This is a genomic window from Vibrio gigantis, from assembly GCF_024347515.1.
Classification (GTDB): Bacteria; Pseudomonadota; Gammaproteobacteria; order Enterobacterales; family Vibrionaceae; genus Vibrio; species Vibrio gigantis.
Map to the genome: position 1 here is coordinate 534823 of NZ_AP025492.1, position 24892 is coordinate 559714.

General features: G+C 46.2%; 14 protein-coding genes. 4 read left to right on the top strand and 10 right to left on the bottom strand.

What is annotated here, in order from left to right; translation table 11 throughout:
• Positions 1-10: 10 nt before the first annotated feature.
• Together carB and OCV56_RS02450 are read left to right on the top strand one after the other, a co-directional pair.
• Positions 11-3241 carry a carbamoyl-phosphate synthase large subunit gene (carB, locus tag OCV56_RS02445; RefSeq protein ID WP_086714218.1) on the top strand — a complete coding sequence of 1077 codons (3231 nt, stop codon included), beginning with the start codon at positions 11-13 and terminating at the stop codon, positions 3239-3241.
• Positions 3242-3436: 195 nt separating this feature from the next.
• Positions 3437-4216 carry a TSUP family transporter gene (locus OCV56_RS02450; protein ID WP_010434762.1) on the top strand — a complete coding sequence of 260 codons (780 nt, stop codon included), beginning with the start codon at positions 3437-3439 and terminating at the stop codon, positions 4214-4216.
• Here the strand turns inward: OCV56_RS02450 and OCV56_RS02455 are convergent.
• The 10 genes from OCV56_RS02455 to gltB (OCV56_RS02500) all read right to left on the bottom strand — a co-directional run bounded on the left by OCV56_RS02455 (position 4167) and on the right by gltB (OCV56_RS02500) (position 21526).
• Positions 4167-5012: a LysR family transcriptional regulator gene (locus OCV56_RS02455; protein WP_086714217.1), complete on the bottom strand. Its 846-nt coding sequence runs from the start codon at positions 5010-5012 to the stop codon at positions 4167-4169. The genes OCV56_RS02450 and OCV56_RS02455 overlap by 50 nt on opposite strands.
• 207 nt (positions 5013-5219) lie before the next feature.
• A complete protein-coding gene (locus tag OCV56_RS02460; RefSeq protein ID WP_017062893.1) occupies positions 5220-5837 on the bottom strand; it encodes a TRIC cation channel family protein in 618 nt (205 codons plus the stop codon).
• Between the two features lie 74 nt (positions 5838-5911).
• A complete protein-coding gene (btuF, locus tag OCV56_RS02465; RefSeq protein ID WP_086714216.1) occupies positions 5912-6781 on the bottom strand; it encodes a vitamin B12 ABC transporter substrate-binding protein BtuF in 870 nt (289 codons plus the stop codon).
• A 1-nt stretch (position 6782) separates the two neighbouring features.
• On the bottom strand, positions 6783-7736 hold the full coding sequence (locus OCV56_RS02470) for a cobalamin biosynthesis family protein (protein ID WP_086714215.1): 954 nt from the start codon (positions 7734-7736) through the stop codon (positions 6783-6785).
• A gap of 10 nt (positions 7737-7746) precedes the next feature.
• On the bottom strand, positions 7747-8442 hold the full coding sequence (mtnN, locus tag OCV56_RS02475) for a 5'-methylthioadenosine/S-adenosylhomocysteine nucleosidase (RefSeq protein ID WP_012603226.1): 696 nt from the start codon (positions 8440-8442) through the stop codon (positions 7747-7749).
• Positions 8443-8569: 127 nt separating this feature from the next.
• A complete protein-coding gene (locus OCV56_RS02480) occupies positions 8570-8998 on the bottom strand; it encodes a DUF1499 domain-containing protein (protein ID WP_086714214.1) in 429 nt (142 codons plus the stop codon).
• Between the two features lie 172 nt (positions 8999-9170).
• Entirely contained in the window at positions 9171-10583 is a 1413-nt protein-coding gene (locus tag OCV56_RS02485) for an FAD-dependent oxidoreductase (RefSeq protein WP_086714213.1), read from the bottom strand.
• 16 nt (positions 10584-10599) lie between these two features.
• Positions 10600-15063, bottom strand: coding sequence for a glutamate synthase large subunit (gltB, locus tag OCV56_RS02490; protein ID WP_086714212.1), 4464 nt, complete (start codon positions 15061-15063; stop codon positions 10600-10602).
• A gap of 446 nt (positions 15064-15509) precedes the next feature.
• On the bottom strand, positions 15510-16979 hold the full coding sequence (locus tag OCV56_RS02495; protein ID WP_086714211.1) for a glutamate synthase subunit beta: 1470 nt from the start codon (positions 16977-16979) through the stop codon (positions 15510-15512).
• Positions 16979-21526 carry a glutamate synthase large subunit gene (gltB, locus tag OCV56_RS02500; protein ID WP_086714210.1) on the bottom strand — a complete coding sequence of 1516 codons (4548 nt, stop codon included), beginning with the start codon at positions 21524-21526 and terminating at the stop codon, positions 16979-16981. Before gltB (OCV56_RS02500) ends, OCV56_RS02495 begins: the two co-directional genes overlap by 1 nt.
• Positions 21527-22057: 531 nt before the next feature.
• On the opposite strand from gltB (OCV56_RS02500), the gene OCV56_RS02505 reads away from it, so the two are divergent.
• Complete coding sequence (locus OCV56_RS02505) at positions 22058-23011, top strand: TIGR01212 family radical SAM protein (protein ID WP_086714209.1); 954 nt, start codon at positions 22058-22060, stop codon at positions 23009-23011.
• 91 nt (positions 23012-23102) lie between these two features.
• Entirely contained in the window at positions 23103-24854 is a 1752-nt protein-coding gene (locus tag OCV56_RS02510; RefSeq protein ID WP_086714208.1) for a sensor domain-containing diguanylate cyclase, read from the top strand.
• The last annotated feature ends 38 nt before the right edge of the window (positions 24855-24892 follow it).

Genomic DNA, 24892 nt, shown 5'->3' on the forward strand with positions numbered 1-24892 from the left:
GTAGTAGATAATGCCAAAACGTACTGACATTAAAAGTGTTCTAATTCTAGGTGCTGGCCCGATTGTTATCGGTCAAGCATGTGAGTTTGATTACTCTGGTGCTCAAGCTTGTAAAGCACTTCGCGAAGAAGGTTACCGAGTTATTCTTGTAAACTCGAACCCAGCGACAATCATGACTGACCCTGACATGGCTGATGCAACTTACATTGAGCCTATCCAATGGGAAGTTGTGCGTAACATCATCGCTAAAGAGAAGCCTGATGCAGTTCTACCTACAATGGGTGGCCAAACAGCATTGAACTGTGCTCTAGACCTAGAAAAGCACGGTGTTCTTGAAGAGTTCGGTGTAGAGATGATTGGTGCAACGGCTGACGCTATCGATAAAGCAGAAGACCGTTCACGCTTCGATAAAGCAATGAAAGCTATTGGCCTTGAGTGTCCAACTGCTGATACAGCGAAAACGATGGAAGAAGCTTATAAAGTTTTAGACATGGTTGGCTTCCCTTGTATCATTCGTCCATCGTTTACGATGGGTGGTACTGGTGGCGGTATCGCTTACAACAAAGAAGAATTTGAAGAAATCTGTCGTCGTGGCTTAGATTTATCTCCAACAAACGAACTTCTAATCGATGAATCACTTATCGGTTGGAAAGAGTATGAGATGGAAGTGGTTCGTGACAAAAACGACAACTGCATCATCGTATGTGCGATTGAAAACTTCGACCCAATGGGTATTCACACGGGTGACTCAATCACCGTGGCTCCAGCTCAAACGCTGACAGACAAAGAATACCAACTAATGCGTAACGCATCTCTAGCAGTACTGCGTGAGATTGGTGTTGAAACCGGTGGTTCAAACGTACAGTTTGGTATCAACCCAAAAGATGGCCGTATGGTTATCATCGAGATGAACCCACGTGTATCTCGCTCTTCAGCACTAGCTTCTAAAGCAACAGGTTTCCCAATCGCTAAGATTGCAGCGAAACTGGCTGTTGGTTTCACGCTAGACGAGCTAATGAATGACATCACTGGTGGCGCAACGCCAGCATCATTCGAACCAACAATCGACTACGTAGTAACTAAGATTCCTCGTTTCAACTTCGAGAAATTTGCAGGTGCTAACGACCGTCTAACGACGCAAATGAAGTCTGTTGGTGAAGTTATGGCTATCGGCCGTAACCAACAAGAATCTCTACAAAAGGCACTTCGCGGCCTAGAAGTTGGCGCGACTGGTTTTGACGAAATGGTAGACCTAGACGCACCAGATGCTCTAACGACTATCCGTCACGAACTTAAAGAAGCTGGCGCAGAGCGTATTTGGTACATCGCTGACGCATTCCGTGCTGGTATGTCGGTAGACGGTGTATTCAACCTGACGCAAATCGACCGTTGGTTCCTAGTTCAAATCGAAGACATCGTTAAACTAGAGCAAGAACTTAAAGCGAAAGGCTTTGCTGGTCTAAACAAAGACGAGCTAAACAAGCTTAAGCGTAAAGGTTTTGCTGATGCGCGCCTATCTAAGATTCTAGGTGTAGCGGAAAGCGAAATCCGTCGTCTACGTGACCAATACGATATCCACCCGGTATACAAGCGTGTAGATACGTGTGCTGCTGAGTTCTCTTCAGATACGGCTTACATGTACTCATCTTACGATGACGAGTGTGAAGCAAACCCAACAGACAAAGAAAAAATCATGATTCTAGGCGGCGGTCCAAACCGTATCGGCCAAGGTATTGAATTTGACTACTGTTGTGTACACGCATCACTAGCGCTACGTGAAGATGGCTACGAAACTATCATGGTTAACTGTAACCCTGAGACAGTTTCTACAGACTACGATACGTCTGACCGTCTGTACTTCGAACCGGTAACTCTAGAAGACGTACTAGCAATCGCTCGCGTTGAGAAGCCAAAAGGCGTTATCGTTCAGTACGGTGGTCAAACGCCACTTAAACTGGCTCGTGCTCTTGAAGCGGCTGGCGTACCAATCATCGGTACGAGCCCTGACGCAATCGACCGTGCAGAAGACCGTGAGCGTTTCCAAGTTGCTGTAGACCGTCTTGGCCTTCTACAACCTGAGAATGCAACAGTAACAACAATGGAGCAAGCGGTAGAAAAATCTCGCGAAATTGGCTTCCCATTGGTTGTACGTCCTTCTTATGTTCTTGGTGGTCGTGCGATGGAAATCGTATACGATGAGCAAGACTTACGTCGTTACTTCAACGAAGCAGTTAGCGTGTCAAACGAATCTCCAGTACTACTTGATAGCTTCCTAGATGACGCCGTTGAAGTAGACGTTGACGCGATTTGTGACGGTGAGCGCGTTGTTATCGGCGGTATTATGGAGCATATCGAACAAGCGGGTGTTCACTCTGGTGACTCAGCATGTTCTCTTCCTGCTTACACGCTTAGCAATGAAATTCAAGATGTCATGCGTGAGCAAGTTGAAAAGCTAGCGTTTGAGTTGGGTGTTCGTGGCCTAATGAATACACAGTTCGCTGTTAAAGATAACAAAGTATACCTAATCGAGGTTAACCCTCGTGCAGCACGTACCGTTCCATTTGTTTCTAAAGCGACAGGTGCACCGATTGCTAAGATTGCTGCTCGTGTAATGGCTGGTCAATCTCTAGAGTCTCAAGGCTTTACGAAAGAAATCATCCCACCTTACTACTCAGTGAAAGAAGTTGTACTTCCATTCAACAAGTTCCCTGGTGTTGACCCACTGTTAGGCCCAGAAATGCGCTCTACTGGTGAAGTTATGGGTGTTGGCGCGACATTCGCAGAAGCATACTCTAAAGCTGAATTGGGTTGTGGTCACATCTACCCTGAAGGCGGTCGTGCATTGCTCTCTGTTCGCGAAGGCGACAAAGAGCGTGTTGTTGACCTAGCATCTAAGTTATCTAAGCTTGGTTACCAGCTAGATGCAACTCACGGTACTGCGGTTATCCTTGGCGAAGCGGGCATCAACCCACGTCTAGTAAACAAGGTACACGAAGGTCGTCCTCACATTCTTGACCGTATCAAGAATAACGAGTACACGTACATCGTGAACACAGCTGCTGGTCGTCAAGCGATTGAAGATTCTAAAGTACTTCGCCGTGGTGCATTGGCTGAGAAAGTTAACTACACGACGACGCTAAATGCTGCATTTGCGACATGTATGGCGCACACTGCAGACGCGAAGACGTCAGTAACTTCAGTTCAAGAGCTACACGCTCAGGTTAAAGCTTCTCAAGCTTAATTGACCAAAGTGTATCGCTGTTAAGCGGATATAAATGCTCAAAGCCCACTCTTCGGAGTGGGCTTTTTTATGTCTGTTATTCTGCGGTAACTAAATGATGAATATTTGGAATAGGTTACAATCTTGTGTTTCGTTATTGCTCATCTGCCGTGAGTGGTAACTTGTCGCTATATGAGAATTTAAGGCGCTGGGTATATGGAAATCACTCTAGAAATATTGGCTATCTTGTTTGTTGTTGCAACGGCAGCAGGCTTTATCGATGCAATGGCTGGCGGTGGTGGGTTACTGACTCTACCTGCATTGCTCGCGGCTGGAGTTCCACCAACACAGGCGCTAGCAACGAATAAACTCCAAAGCTCATTTGGCAGTTTCTCTGCAAGTTGGTATTTCGTGCGTAACGGTATAGTCAGTATTAAAGAGATGCGCCTCGCGATCTTTTGTACCTTTATTGGCTCTGCCATTGGCGCCGAGTTAGTCCAGCACATTGATGCGAGCCTACTGACTAGTGTGATACCGTTGCTGCTTATCGCTATCTCTCTCTATTTCCTGTTAGCACCACAAACCAGAGCGTCTGAGGGTAAACAGAAGATCTCTGAGGCGATGTTTGCTCTGTGTGTAGGTGGTGGCGTGGGGTTCTATGATGGCTTCTTTGGCCCAGGAACAGGCTCTATCTTCACCGTCTGCTTTGTTGCGATTGGTCATTTCTCGTTAGTCGATGCTACTGCGCGCACCAAGGTACTTAACTTCACTTCGAATATAGCAGCCTTGATTTTCTTTATTTTAGCAGGCTTGCCAATTTGGGAGCTGGGATTAGTGATGGCGGTCGGCGGCTTTATGGGCGCCCAGCTTGGCGCTAAAGTAGTGGTGACAAAAGGGCAGAAATGGATTCGCCCCCTTGTGATCGTAATGTCGATGCTAATGGCGTCTAAACTGCTTTGGGAACAGCATCAACAATGGATTCTATCAGTGTTTTAACTCGTGGAGACTGATAGCTATTTGGTCTGACACAGATATGAATCGGTCGAATAAGGCCTTCTAGTTCTTGAAAGCTAAATAGGTATTGAGACTCAATATTGAGCGTCTTTACGATAGAGAGCGGGATTAAGGCTGGTCCAGTTCCACCAAGTGCAAGTTGCGCAGCTGCGGTATAAGCATCCATCTCCATCAAGGGTTTAATACCAAACTTCTCTAATACAGAGAGCTGATAAGAGTTGGCAGGATTGGTCATATCGTTGGTAATCACCAATGGGGGAAGCTCCGTTAGCGGTGACTTACTCACTATGTAAAACGGCTCATTAAACAGGTGGAATGCCATCAAACCATGATGAGGTGGCAGTAAGCCAGCACACAACCCCAAAGTCGCCTTGCCAGATTGTACTCGCTCTATGATTCTCGGCGTGTGGTTGGTGGTAATGGTGATGTACTTATCTTGTTGGATAAATTGCCCCATCATTTCACCTAAATAACCCGCTATCAGCGACTTAGAGCTATCTAAAGTAATGAGAGTGGTATCTTCCAACTCTTGCTGTTCATAAATAAGACCACGAAGTTCATTGAATGTAGGGCCAATACTCTCGATTAATGCAATTGCATCCGGCGTGAGTTTTATCTGTCGGCCACTCGGTTCAATGAGCTTTTTACCTAGCTTCTTTTCTAAATTCGCAATCCGTTTGCTGACCGCTGATTGGCTGATATAAAGCAAACTGCCTGTGCGGCTCATGGTCTTTGCTTTACTCAATACCAGTAGAGTTTCGATTCCTTCGAGTAGCATTGGGTTATATTCATGAAAGTTGGGAATGATTGTGTCAACTTACCTGAAACGTAATCCATTCTCTAGACTTGAAACTAAAGCTTTGAACCAAGTTAGGTATTTTTAGTTATGCTCGCACGTATAACGCGAGAGCATAATAATTGTGTTGGGGGAGCTCAAATTAAGAAAGGCTCCTTTGCGGAGCCTTTCTTAATATTTGGTAATGGTCTATTTGATGGCGAAGGTCGGCAATGATAAATGCCAACGAATGGCGCCAAGCCTGATCAATAGTGTTGAGAATACGCCGGCTAGAAATGCAGTTTCTGAGTCGTGCCCCATGCTGATCGCCATGGTGTGGAAAGTGCCACCAATGATACAAGCGGTCGCGTAGACTTCACTTCTTAGAATCATTGGCACTTCACGAGCAAGCACGTCGCGGATAATACCGCCACCACAACCGGTGATGACACCCATGATGATGGCCACTAGTGCTGAATCTTGATAGATAAGCGCTTTTTCTACACCAATGCCAACAAACACCGCTAGGCCAATCGCATCACATACCGGCAATATCCACCAAGCGAGACGTTTCGGGCGTCTTACAATAATCATGGTCAGCAAACAGGTGATGATGATGACCCAAAGGTAGGTGGTATCGGTGATCCAAAATACGGGAGTCGCGCCCAGAGCCATGTCTCGAATTGTACCGCCACCAATTGCGGTAACACTGCCTAGAACGGCTACGCCAAAGGGGTCCATCTTAAGACGGCCAGCGACAAATACGCCTGAGACGGCAAAGATGGCAGTGCCAAATAAATCGATAATATAAAGCAGCATGGAGTCCATGATACTGGTGCTCTTATAGTTAAAATTATAGGGACAGGTCGGTGGCGAATTGTACGAAAAAACGCAGCAAATAGTTAGTGATTTTGCCTAGCTCTATCGAAGATATCGCACACTTGTTGGATCGCTTTCAAAGTTCTCGTTGTCGGGCGATTAATCCAGTCAGAATTGAGTGACCAAATCTGATTTTGAACAACTGCTGGGATCTCATCTTGCCATGTTTGCCACATGGTTCCATTCTCAATCGCGTGCTGAGAAGTGAAGATCACTTGCGGTTTTCTTAATACAACTTGTTCAATACCAACTTGCGGATAGGGGGAAGCACTGTCTTCAAAAATATTGTGGCCACCACAAAACTCAAACACCTCACTTGGCCAGTGCCCTTGAGCAACAGTGATGATCGGCTTCTCACTGAGTTGGTAGAAGTAGTTTACTGGCTCAGCATCTTTGTATTTTAGTTTTAAAGCGTTGAGCTGCTCTCTGTATTGCTGAGCGTTATTTTCGCCAATACTTGGATCGCTAGCGTATTGGCTCAGTTGTTCAATATTGGTTGCGATACTGTCTAGGCTTTTGGTTTTGGAGTAGTAAATATTAAAACCAAATTGCTCTAGTTTCGCCAGTTCTCTGGGCGGATTTCCGGCTGGCCACGCAAGAATCAAATCAGGCTGAAGTGCGATGATCTTCTCAACCTTGATGCCTTGATAGTTTGCCACTTTTTCAAGCTGATCTGCTTGTGGTGGGTAATCACTTCGTTCACTTACCGCGATAAGGTTGTCGCCTAAACCAGCGCTGTACGCGAGTTCAGTGGCGTGAGGAGCAAGGCTGACCACGCGTTGAGCTGGCTGTACGTTTTTTGGAGTCAGTGGTGTTTCTTCTGCAAATGATAAAGGCAGCCATAAGCTGGAAGACAAAATAGTAAGGCTTGTAACAAGTGCTGAAGGTTTCACTCTAAATCCCTTGGTGAACAAATAGTAAGGCTAGGCTTTGTAAAAATATCCAGATAGCGATGCGGCCAAATAGTAGTTTCTGAACCTGAGACAGATGCAGGGCTGATGGGGCGATTCTTCCACCTAATTTTGCGCGAATGGCTTTGGTGTTGTCGTAAATGGCAGGGCCACCCAATGATAGTTCAAGCTTGTTGCCAACGGCTGTGATTAACCATGCAGGGCCGGGCCGTGGCCAAGAGCGACTTTGGACTAGCATCATCTTAAATGTGTGTGTTGCTTTATCACCACATGCGATCATCAAAGCAAACAAACGCATCGGTATAAATTCTAGGATAACGACGATCTTGATAGCCGTTGAGCCAAATGGAGAAAATCGCTTGCGACTTGGTGACCAAGCTCGAGCTAACTCGACCACAAGGCGATACATTAACGCGGCGACTCCACCACCAATGGCGTACCAGAACAATACACAAACCACGTTACGAGCGTAACCCATGATGATGGTTTCTGTGGCGGCTTTGCCTAGGCCAAGTGATGAAAGTGATTCAGTCTGACGATTGACAATCGGAGCCAGTAACTGGCGAGCGGCCGCTTTATCTTCTCGGCTAAGTGCTTTGATCAGTTGGTTAGTCAGCTTTTCATTATTACGCCAATCAATCGCGAGTAATAACAGTGCTAATTCAAACAGTTGAGATTGCCAAACCAATGGTTGCAGAGCCAATAGAATAACCAGAGTCGGCAGTACCATTAACCCCCAGGCTAATGTGCCTGAGATTAAGCTTTGGGAGTAGTTGTGGTTATTATTAACCTTGCTTGCTAAAAGCTCAGCAAACTTATGCCATAAGGTCGTGGGGTGTGCGGCATGGGGGATAGGTAAAATTAAATGAAAAAGCAGTGCTCCCCACATCACAAGGAGCACGCCATTTGCAAATACCTGATCAAACAGTGTTTGCATGTCTAGTCGCTTACTTTAGTAGGGCAACCATTTTGATAACCATTTCAGAAGAACTTTGCGCTGCGAGTGGCAGGAACTCTTCGAAGCTCATTGGTGATTCTTTGTCTGCAACGTCAGAGATCGCACGAACAACCACGAATGGTACTTGGAACTGGTGACAAGCTTGAGCGATAGCCGATGCTTCCATCTCTACAGCAACGACAGATGGGAAGTGCTTGCGGATGAACTCTTGGCGTTCTGCTGTGCAAACAAATGCGTCGCCAGTACAGATAAGACCGCGAACCGCATGCTTATCTTCCATTTGTGCTAGTGCTTGCTCAGCAACGGCCATCAGCTTGTCGTCTGCTTTGAACGCTGCAGGTTGACCTGCCATTTGGCCGATTTCGTAACCGAAGGCCGTAACGTCTGCATCGTGGTGACGAACTTCTGTAGAGATAACCACATCGCCAAGGTTCAGTGTTGAATCAAAACCGCCAGCAGAGCCCGTGTTTAGTACTACGTCTGGTTGGTATTCGCTTAGTAGGATTGAAGTACCAACAGCCGCTGCTACTTTACCAATGCCAGATTGAAGCAAAACAACGTCAACACCATTTAGCTGACCAGAGAAAAAGGTACAACCGCCTTTATTAACTTCAGTAATGTCTGAAATTGCTGCTTTTAGGATCGCAACTTCTTGCTCCATTGCGCCAATGATGCCGATTTTCATGTGTAGTCTCTTAATAAATAATATTTAAACAGTAGAGCGAAATTGTAGCATGGATAAGAAGTGTCGAGCGACTGCTCAGAGGCACTTCTCATCCGAATAGCAGCGATTTATCTGCGTATTCTTTTATCTATTTGATTAAGCCTTCGCTTTTCAAGCTAGTACGAAGTTGTTCAGCACGTTTTCGGTTTACGCCAAAATCAGAATGGCCAGTACGAGACTCTGAACGCACGATCAGTTTGTCACCAGTGATTTTTAGTTCTAAGTCATCGACAAAGCGCATGATGCGAGAAGTACATTCCACACGCAGGTAATCTTCTGTTTTACTCGCGGTTTTCGAACCTGGTAAGGTTAGCGCAACCTGCTCAATCGCATCCAAGCTTGCTGAATCTGATAACTCAAATGCAGCTAAAGCATGTTGCTCACGGCCATCTTGTGTTGATACGCAATTGGGTTTGTTACCACAAGGTGATGAGGTTCTGTCTTTCATATCTGTGATTCCTTGGCTGCAAGCGGTTAAAGTGAAAAGAGATAGCGAGAGGAGAGCGGCTTTTTTCATAGTGTTTCCTATGGCGAGTTTTAGTTTTAATTGTAGTTCTCGGTATTCGTTAATTTGCGATTGTTTTACGTATTTTTTGTTATGCCGTTAGTAAACGTATCGAACTTAAAAAAGGATCCATATGAGGATCCTTTTTTATAGTAACGGCTTGAGTAATAAAGGAAACTATTAGTCACACTTCTAGGTAATCTAATATCCCTTCAGCTGCTTTACGACCTTCATCGATAGCGGTCACGACTAAGTCAGATCCTCGAACCGCATCACCACCAGCAAAGATCTTGCTGTTGGTGGTTTGATATTGAAATTCTTGTTGTCCGGGAGCCTTGATACGCCCCCATTGGTCGAGTTCTACACCAAAAGGTTCTAGCCATTTCATTGCATGAGGTTGGAAACCAAATGCCATGATTACGGCATCAGCCTCAAGAACATGCTCACTGCCTTCAACGGGCTCAGGACGACGACGTCCTGCATCATCCGGTTCACCCAAGGCTGTTTTCACCACTTTGACGCCGGTAACGTGACCTGATGAGTCGGTTTCCAGTGCTAATGGTTGAAGGTTAAACATGAACTTCACGCCTTCTTCTTTCGCATTTTTCACTTCGCGACGAGAGCCTGGCATGTTCGCCTCATCTCGGCGATAAGCACAAACAACATTAGCAGCGTGTTGACGAATCGAGGTTCGGACACAGTCCATCGCGGTATCACCACCACCAAGCACGACCACTTTTTTGCCTTTCATGTCGATGAATGGCGTTGGGTTATCTAAATCCATTACCTTGTAGGTGTTAGAGATTAGGAAAGGCAGGGCATCATAAACGCCTGGTGCATCTTCGTTGTCTAAACCTGCACGCATGTTTTTGTAGGTACCGACACCTAGGAATACAGCATCGTAATCATCGACCAATTGCTGAAGTTGTACATCTTTGCCAACTTCGGTATTCATTTGGAACTCAACACCCATCTCGCTAAAGATGCGGCGACGGTTTTCCATGATGCCTTTCTCAAGTTTGAACGAAGGGATACCAAACGTTAGGAGGCCACCGATCTCTGGGTAACGATCAAACACAACGGCCTTAACGCCATTACGAACTAGGATATCAGCCGCTGCTAGACCAGCAGGCCCCGCCCCGATGATGGCGACCTTTTTGTCTGTCCACTCAACATGAGACATGTCAGGCTTCCAGCCCATCTCAAAGGCTTTGTCGGTAATGTACTTTTCAATGTTACCTATGGTGACGGCACCAAAATCATCATTGAGGGTACAAGAGCCTTCACACAAGCGGTCTTGAGGGCAAACTCGACCACATACCTCAGGCAGGCTGTTGGTCTGGTGAGACAGTTCAGCCGCTTCGATAATGCGTCCTTCATTGGCAAGCTTAAGCCACTGAGGGATGTAGTTGTGAACCGGACATTTCCATTCACAGTATGGGTTACCACAGTCTAAACAACGGTCTGCTTGCGCTTTCGCTTGCTGTTTAGTGAAAGGTTCGTAGATCTCTACAAACTCAATCTTACGTATCTTGATTGGTTTCTTCGCTGGGTCTACGCGATTCACATCAATAAATTGGTATACATTCTGGCTCATTATTGGCTCCTTCCAATTATTGCGCTTGAACACGAAGTTCAGCTGAGCTGCGGCTTTGGTGGCCGAGCAAGGTGTTTAGATCCGCCGTCTTTGGCTTCACTAGGTAGAACTTCGGAATCCATTCATCAAAGTTCGCCAGAATAGCTTCAGCGTGTACTGAGCCTGTTTCTTCTAAGTGCTCTGCAATTAAGCCACGCAGATGTTCTTGGTGGATAAATAGGTCAGACAGAGAAAGCGCTTCAACCGACTCGTTGTTCACCCGACCTTGGAAGTCTTCGTTCTTATCCATGACATAAGCGAAGCCCCCCGTCATACCTGCGCCGAAGTTCACTCCGGTTGCGCCAAGAATGGCAACAATACCGCCTGTCATGTATTCACAGGCGTTGTCACCCGCACCTTCAATCACAGCAACCGTGCCTGAGTTACGTACACCAAATCGTTCGCCTGCAGTACCGGCAGCAAATAGCTTGCCTCCGGTTGCGCCATACAGACAAGTGTTGCCTATGATGGTCGCTTCGTTACAAGTAAAGGTGGTGCCTTGGTGAGGCTTGATAACCACTTTGCCGCCAGCCATGCCTTTGCCTACATAGTCATTGGCATCACCCGTTAGGTAAAGCTCTACTCCGCCTGCGTTCCAAACTGCAAAAGATTGGCCTGCTGTACCGTCGAGGTACAATTTGATTGGTGAACCCGCCATGCCTTGGTTACCGTAGCGTTTGGCAATTTCGCCGGAGATACGAGCGCCAATTGAGCGATCGGTGTTGATCACGTTGTAGTAGAGGCTGGTGGATTGACGTTTCTCAATCGCATCGAGTGCATCATCAAGGATCTGCTGGTTGAGCTGAGCCTTATCAAATGGTGCGTTTGGCTCGGTCCAAAACAGCGGGTGACCTTCTGGAGATACCGGAGCTTCGAGTATTGAAGATAGATCGAGTTTACTCTGTTTCGCAGTAAGGCCTTGAACTGCTTCAAGTAGATCTGTACGACCAATCAGGTCTGTAAGTTTTTCTACGCCAAGCTCTGCTAGGTATTGGCGAACTTCATCGGCTAGGCCAGTAAAATAGTTCACCACCATGTCTGGTAGCCCTTTGAAGTATTCACGACGTAGCGTTTCATCTTGAGTAGCAACACCCGTTGCACAGTTGTTTAGATGGCAAATCCGTAAGAACTTACAACCCATTGCGACCATTGGTGCAGTACCAAAACCAAAGCTTTCAGCGCCTAGAATCGCGCCTTTAATCACGTCGAGGCCAGTTTTTAAACCACCATCGACTTGCAGGCGAATTTTATGACGTAGCCCGTTAGCAACCAATGCTTGCTGGGTTTCGGCTAACCCTAGCTCCCAAGGACAGCCAGCATATTTCACCGAAGTCAGTGGGCTTGCCGCGGTACCACCGTCGTAGCCTGAAATGGTGATCAGATCTGCATAGGCTTTTGCCACGCCAGTTGCAATCGTGCCAACACCCGGTTCGGACACTAACTTCACAGAAACCAAGGCTTTAGGGTTAACTTGCTTAAGGTCGAAAATCAGCTGAGCCAAATCCTCGATAGAGTAAATATCGTGATGTGGAGGAGGGGAGATCAGTGTTACGCCTTGAACTGAGTATCTCAGCTTAGCGATCTCTGCTGTGACTTTATGGCCGGGCAGTTGACCACCTTCGCCGGGTTTCGCCCCTTGTGCTACTTTGATTTGTAGAACATCCGCATTGGTTAAGTAATGTGGCGTTACACCAAAACGGCCAGACGCAATCTGTTTGATGCGTGAGTTACGGTCGGTACCAAAGCGTCGTGGATCTTCACCGCCTTCACCAGAGTTAGAATAGCCACCTAAGCGGTTCATCGCCATGGCCAGCGCTTCATGAGCTTCTGGGCTCAAAGCTCCAATCGACATCGCTGCTGAGTCGAATCGCTTAAAGAGATCGCTATTTGGCTCTACTTGTTCTAATGGCAGAGGTTGATCGGCTTTTTTGAGGCTCATTAAGTCGCGCAGCATCGCTGCAGGACGAGCATTAACTTGCTTGGCAAAAGATTGGTAGTCGGATGTTTCGCCTGTTTTTACTGCTGTTTGCAAGGTACTGACTACATCTGGGTTGTAAGCGTGGTATTCACCGCCATGGACGTATTTCAGTAAACCACCATGTTCGATCGGTTTGCGCTTAGTCCACGCTTTACGAGATAAGTTATAAATATCTTGTTGGAAATCGCTAAAGCTTGCACCTTGGATTCGTGTAGTAACTCCGCGGAAACAGAGCTCAACGACATCAGAATGAAGGCCAACGGCTTCGAAAAGCTGTGAACATCGGTAAGAAGCAATGGTTGAAATACCCATCTTCGACATGATCTTATACAGACCTTTGTTGATGCCGTTTTGGTAGTTCTGCATCGCCGCGCGATAGTCTTTATCTAAAGAGCCATCATCCAACATTTTACCTAATGCTTCATAAGCCAAGTATGGATAAACCGCGGTCGCACCGAAGCCAAGTAGAACTGCGAACTGGTGTGGGTCTCGAGCAGTTGCTGTCTCGACTACGATATTGGCATCACATCGTAGGTTGTTGTCTGCAAGTCTGATTTGCACGGCACCGACAGCCATTGCAGCTGGAACAGGCAGTTTGCCTCTCTCTAAGTTTTTGTCTGAAAGCACAACCAAAACGGCACCGTCACGAACTTCTTGAACTGCACGATCACACAAGTCGTTGATGGCTTTTTCGAGATCTTTTTCTGCTGGGTCATAGTGCAGGCTAAGAATCGCGTGGCCATAATGCTTTTGATTTAATTGCAGAAGTTGTTGCATATCAGAATAAAGCAGTACGGGTGAATTGAATGTTACACGGTAGGCGTGACCGTCCGTTTCACAGAACACGTTCATCTCTTGGCCGATACTGGTCGCTAAAGACATCACGTGCTTTTCACGCAAAGGATCGATCGGTGGATTGGTAACCTGTGCAAACTTCTGACGGAAGTAATCAGTGACTAGTCGCTCTTTTGAAGAGAGTACTGCCATTGGCGTGTCGTCGCCCATTGAGCCGACTGCTTCCTGTCCCATGTCACCAAGTACGCGTAATACTTGATCGGACTCTTCGTTGCTCATCGCAAACTGTTTTTGGTAGGTTTTGAGCGTGTCATCGTCGAAGCTACGCTTACCCACTTGGTTATCATCGAGCTCAGAAAATGGTGTTAGCTTGTGAACGTTCTTTTCCATCCACTCTTTGTAGGGATGACGGCCTTTAAGGTCATTGTCGATCTCGTTAGATTGCCACAATTTACCGCGGCGCGTATCTATGACGAGTAATTCGCCCGGGCCAACACGGCCTTTTTCTGCAACTTCATCCGGTGCGTAATTCCAGATACCAACTTCAGATGCCAGCGTAATTAGGTTGTCTTTTGTAATGACATAGCGCGCTGGACGCAGTCCATTTCTATCGAGGTTACATGCGGCGTAACGACCATCTGAAAGTACGATACCAGCAGGGCCATCCCACGGTTCCATGTGCTTGGAGTTGAAGTCGTAAAATGCACGTAGATCTGGGTCCATGTCTGGGTGATTTTGCCAAGCGGGCGGAACAAGCATACGCATTGCTCGAAACACATCCATACCACCAGCAAGGAACAGATCGAGCATGTTATCTAGGCTTGAAGAGTCTGAACCTGTCTCATTCACAAAGGGGGCTGCGGTTTGCAAATCTGGAAGCAGCGGTGAAGAGAATTTATAAGCACGAGCCTTGGCCCACTGTCGGTTACCCTCGATCGTATTGATTTCACCATTGTGCGCCAAATAGCGGAATGGTTGAGCCAGCGGCCAGCGTGGTTGTGTGTTGGTTGAGAAGCGCTGGTGGAATAGACATATTGCAGACTCCATGCGTAAGTCTGCAAGATCGAGGTAAAATCGCGGAAGATCGGCTGGCATACACAGACCTTTGTAAACCATGACTTGTGTCGAAAGGCTGCAAATATAGAAATCTTTGTCTTCGGTGATCTGTTTTTCAATTCTACGACGAGCGATGTATAGACGTCGTTCAATATCGCGTTCACGCCAGCCAGCAGGAGCTGAGATAAACACTTGTTGAATATTGGGAACGGAATCTTTGGCAATCGGACCTAATACGTCTGTGTTAGTCGGCACTACGCGCCAACCTGCAACGGTTAAGGTCTCTTGAGCGAGCTCTTTATTGATGATGTCTTGCGCGGATTGCGCTTTGATTGGATCTTGGCTGAAGAAAATCATGCCGACAGCGTATTGCTTGCCGAGTTTGAAGCTATTTTCTTCTGCAATAATTCTGAGATAAGAGTCTGGCTTTTGTAGCAATAAGCCACAGCCATCTCCTGTTTTACCATCCGCAGCAATACCACCACGGTGTGTCATGCGATCGAGGGCTGAAATAGCAGTTCGTACCAACTTATGACTCGGTTGGCCTTCCATTTGCGCTATTAAACCAAATCCACAGTTGTCTTTTTCAAGACTAGGATCATATAGAGCCATTGCAATTCTCCCTTTTGCTTCTCTGTCATCCAGACAGTAAATGACTAACTATTCATATACTTGTTATTTTTTATAAACTTGCTCTTATATAAACTGATAGTTTGTTTTAGCCAGTTAAAAACGTTATCGGCTGTGTTAACAAAACCGATTGGTTTTATTTTCACCAGCTTTACAACGTATAGCTAATTGTGTTTAAGGTCAAGTTCATGGTTAATTATCATGCATAAACGCGATTAACCACGTAATAATCTAAAATAGTAGAGTGATATCAAAGGGATATAAAAGGTGAATGTTAATGATATTTAACATGTGTAAAAGGGATAGTGTTGCAATAGCCTTAAAGCTGATAGAAAAAAGGCTAGCATCGAGTGCTAGCCAAATATAAAAGTTAGGAAGGGTGTTGCTTTTCCTCTAGGCTAACGTCATTGACGCTAGCCTGAGAAATATTATGCGGAAAGCATGAGTGAATCAGCTTTCGCTTCTAAGTTTGAGTTACCCATTAAGAAGTCATCAATAGCAATTGCACATTCACGACCTTCATTAATACAACGCACGACTAGAGACTGACCTGTACGCATATCACCAGCAGCGAAAACACCTTTCTGGTTCGTTGCGTAACCTTCAGAAGCAACGTTACCGCGCTCGTCCAGTTTAATGTCTAGTTGAGCTAGTACACCTGTTGGCTCTGGGTGTAAGAAACCCATCGCTAGGAATGCCATATCACAAGGGATAACACGTTCTGTGTTCGCCACTTCATTAAAGCTTGGACGCTCACCTGGTTTCGCATCTTGCCAAACGATGTCGGCAATACGTAGACCCGTCACTTGACCTTGCTCGTTACCGATGAACTCTTTGGTCAAGATGTTCCAGTGACGTTCACAACCTTCTTCGTGAGAAGTCGTTGTTTTCATGATCATTGGGTATTGAGGCCAAGGCATATTTGCAGGGCGCTTCTCTGGTGGGATCGGCATGATCTCTACCTGAGTAATGCTTGCCGCTTTATGACGGTTTGACGTACCTACACAGTCAGAACCAGTATCACCACCACCGATAACCACAATGTGCTTATCTTGAGCGTGAATCTCTTCTGTTTTAAGGTCTAGGTCATTGGCACGACGGTTGTTTTGACCAAGGAATTCCATCGCAAAATGAACGCCTTTTAGCTCACGACCTGGAATTGGTAGGTCACGAGGAACCGTAGAACCACCTGTTAGCAGTACTACATCAAACTCTTGACGTAGTTGCTGAGCATTAACATCAACACCGATGTGTTGGTTCACTTTAAACTCAACGCCAGCTTCAGCCATTAGATTGATCTTACGATCAATTACGTCCATACCTAGTTTGAAGTCTGGAATACCGAAACGCAGTAGGCCGCCAACTTTCTCGTCACGTTCAAATACTGTCACTGAGTGACCAGCACTGTTTAGTTGCTCAGCCGCGGCTAGGCCAGCAGGACCTGAACCGATAACAGCGACAGTTTTGCCTGTTCGAGAACGAGGTGTTTTAGGTTTTGCGTACCCTTCACGGTACGCAGTTTCTACAATCGTTTTCTCGATATTACAGATAGTGATTGGGTCTTGGTTGATACCTAGTACACAAGCACTCTCACAAGGAGAAGGGCACACACGACCTGTAAATTCAGGGAAGTTATTGGTTGAGCTTAGGATGTTCCAAGCTTCTTCCCAGCTGTCACGGTAAACTGCGTCATTGAATTCAGGGATGATGTTACCAATCGGACAACCGCTGTGACAGAAAGGTACGCCACAGTCCATACAACGAGATGCTTGAGTATTGATCTTGTCACCAAACTCTTCGTTAAGTACGAACTCTTTGTTGTCTTCAATTCGAACTGACGGGTCGAGCTTCTTTGGAAGCTCACGACCGTGTTCTAAAAATCCAGTAGGCTTACCCATTATACTGCCTCCACTTCTTCCGTTTGTGCCTGTTGTGCTTCAGCTTTACGCTTTTCAAGAACCGCTTTGTAGTCGCGTGGCATTACTTTAATTAGTGATGCAACACTTGCTTCAAAGTTGTCTAGGAAAGACTGAGCAACTTCACTTCCTGTGAATTCAACGTGCTTGGTTAGCATATCTAGTAGAAGATCTTTATCTTCTTGTTCAATTGGATCTAGGTCTACAAGTTCAGAGTTAAGCTTGGTTTCGAAGTCGCCCGCTTTATCCCAAACATAAGCGACACCGCCACTCATACCCGCAGCAAAGTTACGACCCGTTGAACCAAGGATAATCGCAACACCGCCAGTCATGTATTCGCAACCGTGGTCACCAACGCCCTCAACAACAACCTTCGCACCAGAGTTACGAACACAGAAACGTTCGCCAGCCATACCGCGAATGAAAGATTCACCTGAAGTCGCACCGTAGAAACATACGTTACCAACCACGATGTTATCTTCAGCAACGATAGAAGATTTCGCATCTGGGTACAGTACCAAAGTACCGCCAGACAGACCTTTACCCCAGTAATCGTTCGCGTCGCCTTCTACTTCGAACTTAACGCCTTTCGCAAGGAACGCACCGAAAGATTGGCCAGCACTACCGTGGAACTTAACGTTCATCGGTTGTGGTAAACCTTGGTCTTTGTAAACCTTCGAGATTTCGTTCGACAGCATGGTACCCGCAGAGCGGTCCGTGTTGATGATAGGGAAGGTCGCATTTACGGCTTCGCCTTTCTCAAGTGCAGGAATCGCAGCTTGAATCAACTTACGGTCTAGAACATCTTCTAGGTTGTGGTTTTGTTGTGTCTGGTTGTAGATACCATCTTCAGCACGCGCCTGCTCAATGTGCAGTACTGGTGTTAGATCTAGGTTCTTGTACTTCCAGTGGCCGATGTCATCACGAACTTTAAGTTTGTGCGATTGACCCACCATCTCATCGATAGAGCGGAAGCCAAGTTCAGCCATTACTTCACGTAGGCCTTCAGCCATGTATTGGAAGAAAGTTACTACGTCTTCTACGCGGCCATCGAAGCGTTCACGCAGAGTCTTGTTCTGTGTTGCGATACCAACAGGACATGTATTCTTGTGACACTTACGCATCATGATACAGCCTTCAACAACCAATGCTGCTGTTGCTACGCCCCATTCTTCAGCGCCAAGTAACGTAGCTACTGCAAGGTCACGTGGTGTTTTCATCTGACCATCTGACTGAACAACGATACGGTTACGTAGGCCGTTTTTCAGTAGCGTTTGGTGAGTTTCTGCTAGACCCAGTTCCCAAGGCAAACCTGTGTGACGGATAGAAGACATCGGTGATGCACCCGTACCACCATCAAAACCTGCGATAAGTACTACGTCAGCTTTCGCTTTTGCTACACCCGATGCAATCGTACCTACGCCCGCTTCCGATACTAGCTTCACGTTTACACGGCCGTTACGGTTCGCGTTTTTCAGATCGTAGATCAGCTGAGCCAAATCTTCGATTGAGTAGATATCGTGGTGTGGCGGTGGAGAGATAAGACCTACGCCTGGAGTCGAGTGACGCGTTGCACCGATCCAATCATCAACCTTATCACCAGGTAGTTGACCACCTTCGCCTGGTTTCGCACCTTGAGCCATTTTGATCTGCAGCTCATCAGCGTTAGATAGGTAGTAAGACGTTACACCAAAGCGACCAGAAGCCACTTGTTTGATTGCAGAGCGTTCCCAGTCACCGTTTTCTTTACGTTCGAAACGTGCTGGATCTTCACCACCTTCACCTGAGTTTGATTTCGCGCCAATGCGGTTCATTGCAACAGCCAGTGTTGAGTGAGCCTCGTGCGAGATTGAACCAAAGCTCATTGCGCCAGTAGCGAAACGCTTAAGAATGTTCTCGATGGGTTCTACTTCTGCTAGAGGAATAGAGCCTGCAGGGTTTTTGATGAAATCCAGTTGGCTACGTAGCGTTGCTGCGTTGTCGCCTTGGTCATCGACTGCTTTTGCGTACTTCTTGAACTGACCGTAGTCTTTGTTACGCGTCGATTCTTGAAGTAGAGAAATCGTTTCTGGGTTGAATAGGTGCTTCTCACCACGTTGTTTCCACTGGTAAACACCACCAACATCAAGGATCTGAGCTGGGATTTCACGAGCAGGGTAACCAACACGGTGACGAACCAGTACTTCACGAGCGATGTCGTCGATCGTTAGACCTTGAATACGAGAAACAGTACCGGTGAAATATTTTTCAACCACTGATTTGCTTACACCAAGTGCTTCAAAGATTTGTGCACCGTGGTAAGACTGCAGCGTCGAGATTCCCATCTTAGAGAAAATCTTTAGTAGGCCGCCGTTGACACCTTTACGGTAGTTATCGAATAACTCACGTGGATGTACGTTTGGATCTAGTTTCTTCGTACGTTGCAGTTCAACAATCGTTTCAATAACTAGGTATGGGTTAACTGCGTTCGCACCGTAACCGATAAGCGTTGCAAAGTGGTGTGTCTCACGAGCGTCGCCCGTTTCAACAACGATGTCACACTTAGCACGTAGGCCTTTACGAATTAGGTGGTGGTGAACCGCACCAACGGCCAGCATTGCTGGAATAGCGGCGTGGTTAGAGTTAACCGCACGGTCTGTCAGTAGGATGATAGAGTAACCATCAATCACTGCGTCTTCCGCGTATTGGCAGATACGCTTAAGTGCACGCTCTAACTTACCTTGGTCGCCATTTGCTTGGAATACGATATCCAGCGTCTTCGCTTGAAGGTGCTCGTTATCGATTGCACGCAGTTTTTCTAGCTCTGAGTTAGAAAGTACAGGAGACTCAAGCTCTACTTTTTGACAGTGTTCAGGTGTTTCAGCAAGTAGGTTCTGATCTTTACCTAGGTAAGTGTTCAGAGACATAACCATACGCTCACGAATCGGGTCGATCGGCGGGTTAGTTACTTGTGCAAACAACTGTTTGAAGTAGTTTGAAAGGTGCTGCGATTGGTGAGAAAGAATCGCTAGCGGCCAGTCGGCACCCATTGCAGAAAGTGGCTCGTAGCCCGTTTTCGCAAGAGGTAAAATGATTTCGTTAACTTCTTCAGAGCTCACACCAAACGATTGTTGTTTGTGGAGAAGTTTCTCTGGAGAAGGTTGGCTAAATTCGTTGCTCGCATCTGGTAGCTTTTTCAGGCTCAGAAGGTTCTCTTCAACCCACTTTTCGTAAGGTTGTGCTTTAGCAATACTATCTTTCACTTCTTCATCAGAAATGATGCGGCCTTGCTCAAGATCAGCAACGAAGATACGACCAGGCTGTAGACGACCACGGTACTCAACGTTTTCAGGTGCAATCTCAACAACACCAGACTCAGACGCCATCACTAGGAAGTCGTCTTTCGTTACTGTGTAGCGAGAAGGACGTAGACCGTTACGGTCAAGTGTCGCACCTACTTGAACACCATCGGTGAAACATACAGATGCTGGGCCATCCCATGGTTCCATTACGTTCGCGTGGTACTGGTAGAACGCGCGACGAGTTGGGTCCATGTTTTTGTTTTCTTGCCATGCTTCCGGGATCATCATCATCAGTGCGTGTGGCAGAGTACGACCTGAAAGAACAAGTAGCTCAAGCGCCATATCGAAGTTTGATGAATCCGAGCTACCTTCCTGACAGATAGGAAGCAGCATGTCGATTTCAGCTTGTGTAAACAGATCCGATTCTAGGATTGCTTCACGTGCTTTCATCCAGTTCAGGTTGCCGCGAACCGTATTGATTTCGCCGTTATGTGCGATGTAACGGAAAGGCTGAGCTAGACGCCAACGTGGGAATGTATTGGTAGAGAAGCGAGAGTGTACTAGTGCTAGAGCTGTTACCATGGTTGGGTTTTGCAGGTCTAGGAAGTACTGAGGAACTTGTTCAGTTGTTAGCTGACCTTTGTACACCAATGTCTTGTAAGACATAGAGTTGATGTAGAAGTCATCACCGATATTTGAAACGCTTTCTAGACACACGCGAACGGTGTAGTTACGTAGAACGTACAGTTTGCGCTCAAGCTCTTCTGGAGTAATACCAGGGCCGCCAGAGATAAATACGTGTTCAAATTGAGGTTCAGTGCTTAGTGGGTCAGCACCAATCATTGAATTGTCAGTTGGAAGTTCACGGTAACCGATTACTTCTAACTCAAGGCGTTGTGCATTGCGTTCTAGAATGTCACGACACTGTGCACGTTTGTGTTCATCTTTAGGGAAAAGTACAACACCAACACCATATTTTTCAAAAGATGGCAGCTTAATTCCAAGCTTTACGGCTTCTTCTAGTAAGAATTCGTGCGGCTTCTGTAGCAGGATACCCGCACCATCACCAGAACACGGATCGCAGCCTTGGCCGCCACGGTGTTCCATACGTGCAAGCATATCGAGTGCTTGAGTTACTACATCATGAGATTTGCGATTCTTTAGATGTGCAACAAAACCGATACCACAAGCGTCATGCTCCAATTCAGGAGTATACAGACCCTGTGAGTTCTGCTCTTGATCTACCATAGATACATCCTTCCAGTTAAATCTAGGCGCAACTTATTTGTATAAAGTCAGCCTTGTCCTTTTATATTTATGGGTCTAAACCTGCCTATGCTGGCGGTTTGAATCCTTTCCGTATCTCGCAGGAAAAGTATTGCGAGAAAAACAATCCTTAGTGATATCCGTTTATTTTTAACCACAAACTAGTGGTTTATATAGGTGGGATATGGATATCACCGACTTATCAGCAAGTTTTCGTTGTAAGTAAATACTCAAAAATAGCCAATATGTGTAAGTATCCTACAATTTTGTTTAGGCGAATTGCAATGAAAGTTGACCCATGTAGACCATTTTTTTCGTTTTATTTTGAATTTAATGCCTAACAAATGTGCAACATTAGGCAAATAGAGCCAATTTTTTGCATGTTTATTGATATTTGTTAGGTTGCTCGCAAAAAGCCTTGAGTAAACTAATTGGTCGAATTTTGCAGGGATGTAATTTTTTTTCAAAAAAAAGACTGATATTCATTCTTATTTACTTGAGTGCTTTGAAAATATGCAATTACACGAGCTGGTCAATACAATCGGCCAAGATCTTCAACGCCGTTACGGTGAGAAGGTTCACAAGCTGACGCTTCATGGTGGTTTCAGCTGCCCAAACCGAGATGGGACAATTGGCCGTGGAGGTTGCACGTTTTGTAACGTGGCTTCCTTTGCCGATGAACAAACTCAAATTCAAAGTATTGCTGACCAGCTAAAAGATCGTGCGGGTGAGATTGCTCGTGCCAAAAAATATCTGGCTTACTTTCAGGCCTACACTAGCACTTATGCTGAGGTGCAAGTGCTTAAGAATATGTATGAAGAGGCGCTAAAAGCACCAGGTGCAGAGATCGTTGGTCTTTGTGTTGGCACAAGGCCAGACTGCGTGCCTGATGCCGTGTTGGATCTGTTAGCGGGCTACGTTAAACAAGGCTATGAGATTTGGCTCGAGCTCGGCCTACAAACCGCCAATGATAAAACCCTCAAGCGAATTAACCGAGGCCACGATTTTGCGGTGTATGAAACGATCACCCAGCGCGCTCGCGCTTTAGGTATCAAGGTATGTACCCACCTTATTGTTGGCCTACCCAAAGAAACCAAAGTGGATAACCTTGAAACTTTAGACAAGGTATTAGCCGTTGGCACCGATGGTATAAAGCTTCACGGCCTTCATATAGTAGAGGGAAGCACCATGGCTAAGGCGTGGAAGGCTGGAAAGCTAGAAGCCCCAAGCCTTGAAGAGTATATCGACATTGCTACTGATATCATTCAACGTACCCCTGCGAACGTGGTTTACCATCGTGTTTCTTCAGCGGCGAGACGCCCAACCTTGCTCTCTCCTTTGTGGTGTGAGAACCGTTGGCTAGCGATGACTGAAATAGGTCGTTCGCTCGATAAAACCGGTGCTCAAGGCATCAAAACTGGCTCTGCATTCGAGTACACGCTGCCTGTTTTAAACGCGCACAATTAATAGAAATGGGTGACTGTAGGTAACAGCAGATAAAACCAACAAATAGTGGTAACATTTCCCTCACAGATTTTAAGGTATAGATTGAGAGTAAATGGAACTGGTAATGACTTGGTTGTGGGACAAGGCGCACGGCTACGGTATTTATATCGTTGTTGTATTGCTGATTGCTCTCATCTGCTGGCATCTCTATTCTCGTTATCAGTCGCATATCGAAACGCTTTTACTCGCTACTCCATCACCACTCTACTTTGTTGATGTTCGAAGTGGCGAAATACTCTATGCCAATCGCCAAGCGATGCAGTTGCTTGGTATCCGCCAAATCGGTGTTAATTTCCGCTTTCCCACTGTGGAAAGCGAAAATAACTTTCGTCACTACTTAACCAATCACATCAACTCTCGAGCCTTTGAGCAGGTCTCTGTGTGGGCGCTTTCTGAATTTGAGTCGTTTAAGATCAACTTAGTTGGTCGTAAGCTCCATTTTAGAAGTACGCAGGCATGGATGATTCATTCCTCACCTTATAAAAATACCAATGAAGAACTGTCCCAAGAAGTTCGAGAACTGAATGTTGCTCGTACCGCTTTGGATTCTTTGTCTGAGCTGATCTATGTGAAAGATCAAAAGGGTGAGTTGGTCGCGAGTAATCGTTCGTTTAAAAAGTTTTGGCACGGTCGCCCAGAAGAGGGCACCTTGAGTGTTTCTGGTGGAGCATTAAAAGGCCGTGTTAGTGAACGTTCGTGGACAACCGACCAAGACGGCAAAGGGTGTTTACTCGAAACTTATCAAAGTGTACTGCTTTCCCAAGATGGTGAGACTATCGGCACGCTATCTATTAGCCATGATGTGACCGATTGGCATGACATGCAGCAGAAACTGCGTGGCGAAATGGAGAAGCGTAAAGATACCGAAGTGGCACTTGCCCAGCGTGACACCATCTTGCAAAATATCTTGGAAGCCAGCCCTGACTCTATTGGTATCTTCAACGAAAACATGGTCTATCAAGCGTGCAATAAGCCATTTGTGGCGGCGCTTGGTATCTCTGAGGTCAGTGACCTAGTGGGTAAACGCCTACAAGACGTAGTACCTAATAGTATGTATATGCGTATCTCAGACACTGATCATCAAGTGCTTCATCATGGTAAATCGTTACGCTATATCGATAAGGTTGTCTCTAGTGATGGAGAATACACTTGGTACGATGTAGTGAAATCACCGTTTAGAGATCCAGTATCAAGTACTAATGGTGTTTTGATCATGGCGCGTGATATCACCGAACGTTATCTCGCTGAGCAGAAGCTTGAAGAGGCCAACCTTGAGCTTGAACGTCTCAGCTTTATGGATAGTTTGACCCAAGTTTCCAACCGACGCCGCTTTGATGAACAGTTGTCGACACTGTGGCATTATCATGTGCGTGAGAAGTTGCCACTGACCATCATGCTGTGTGATATCGACTTCTTTAAAGGTTACAACGATTTTTACGGACACCAGCAAGGCGATGATGCTTTGATACAGGTTTCGCAGGCATTTAAGCAGGTGCTGAATCGTTCGTCTGATTGTGTGGCTCGTTATGGTGGTGAAGAGTTCGGCTTTATTTTGCCGAATACAACGACCGAAGGCGCTCAGCTGGTGGCACAGCGTATTCATGACGAAGTCCTTAAATTGGGACTGGCTCATGAGAAGTCGACGGTGTCTGAATTCATCACTGTGAGCATTGGTATTATCTCTTACATTCCTACACCGGATGATGAAATGGAGTCGGCAGTTGCCTTGGCTGATAGTGCGCTGTATCAAGCAAAATCAGATGGTCGCAACCGTTCAATGGTGCATCCATACTCAATTCGCTAACTCTATAAGATCAGAGATTAGCGCACGCTCGTATGTTT

Coding starts and splice junctions, on each gene's coding strand:
- carB (WP_086714218.1), top strand. CDS start 11: ATGCCAAAACGTACTGACATTAAAAGTGTTCTAATTCTAGGTGCTGGC.
- OCV56_RS02450 (WP_010434762.1), top strand. CDS start 3,437: ATGGAAATCACTCTAGAAATATTGGCTATCTTGTTTGTTGTTGCAACG.
- OCV56_RS02455 (WP_086714217.1), bottom strand. CDS start 5,012: ATGCTACTCGAAGGAATCGAAACTCTACTGGTATTGAGTAAAGCAAAG.
- OCV56_RS02460 (WP_017062893.1), bottom strand. CDS start 5,837: ATGGACTCCATGCTGCTTTATATTATCGATTTATTTGGCACTGCCATC.
- OCV56_RS02470 (WP_086714215.1), bottom strand. CDS start 7,736: ATGCAAACACTGTTTGATCAGGTATTTGCAAATGGCGTGCTCCTTGTG.
- mtnN (WP_012603226.1), bottom strand. CDS start 8,442: ATGAAAATCGGCATCATTGGCGCAATGGAGCAAGAAGTTGCGATCCTA.
- OCV56_RS02480 (WP_086714214.1), bottom strand. CDS start 8,998: ATGAAAAAAGCCGCTCTCCTCTCGCTATCTCTTTTCACTTTAACCGCT.
- OCV56_RS02485 (WP_086714213.1), bottom strand. CDS start 10,583: ATGAGCCAGAATGTATACCAATTTATTGATGTGAATCGCGTAGACCCA.
- gltB (WP_086714212.1), bottom strand. CDS start 15,063: ATGGCTCTATATGATCCTAGTCTTGAAAAAGACAACTGTGGATTTGGT.
- OCV56_RS02495 (WP_086714211.1), bottom strand. CDS start 16,979: ATGGGTAAGCCTACTGGATTTTTAGAACACGGTCGTGAGCTTCCAAAG.
- gltB (WP_086714210.1), bottom strand. CDS start 21,526: ATGGTAGATCAAGAGCAGAACTCACAGGGTCTGTATACTCCTGAATTG.
- OCV56_RS02505 (WP_086714209.1), top strand. CDS start 22,058: ATGCAATTACACGAGCTGGTCAATACAATCGGCCAAGATCTTCAACGC.
- OCV56_RS02510 (WP_086714208.1), top strand. CDS start 23,103: ATGGAACTGGTAATGACTTGGTTGTGGGACAAGGCGCACGGCTACGGT.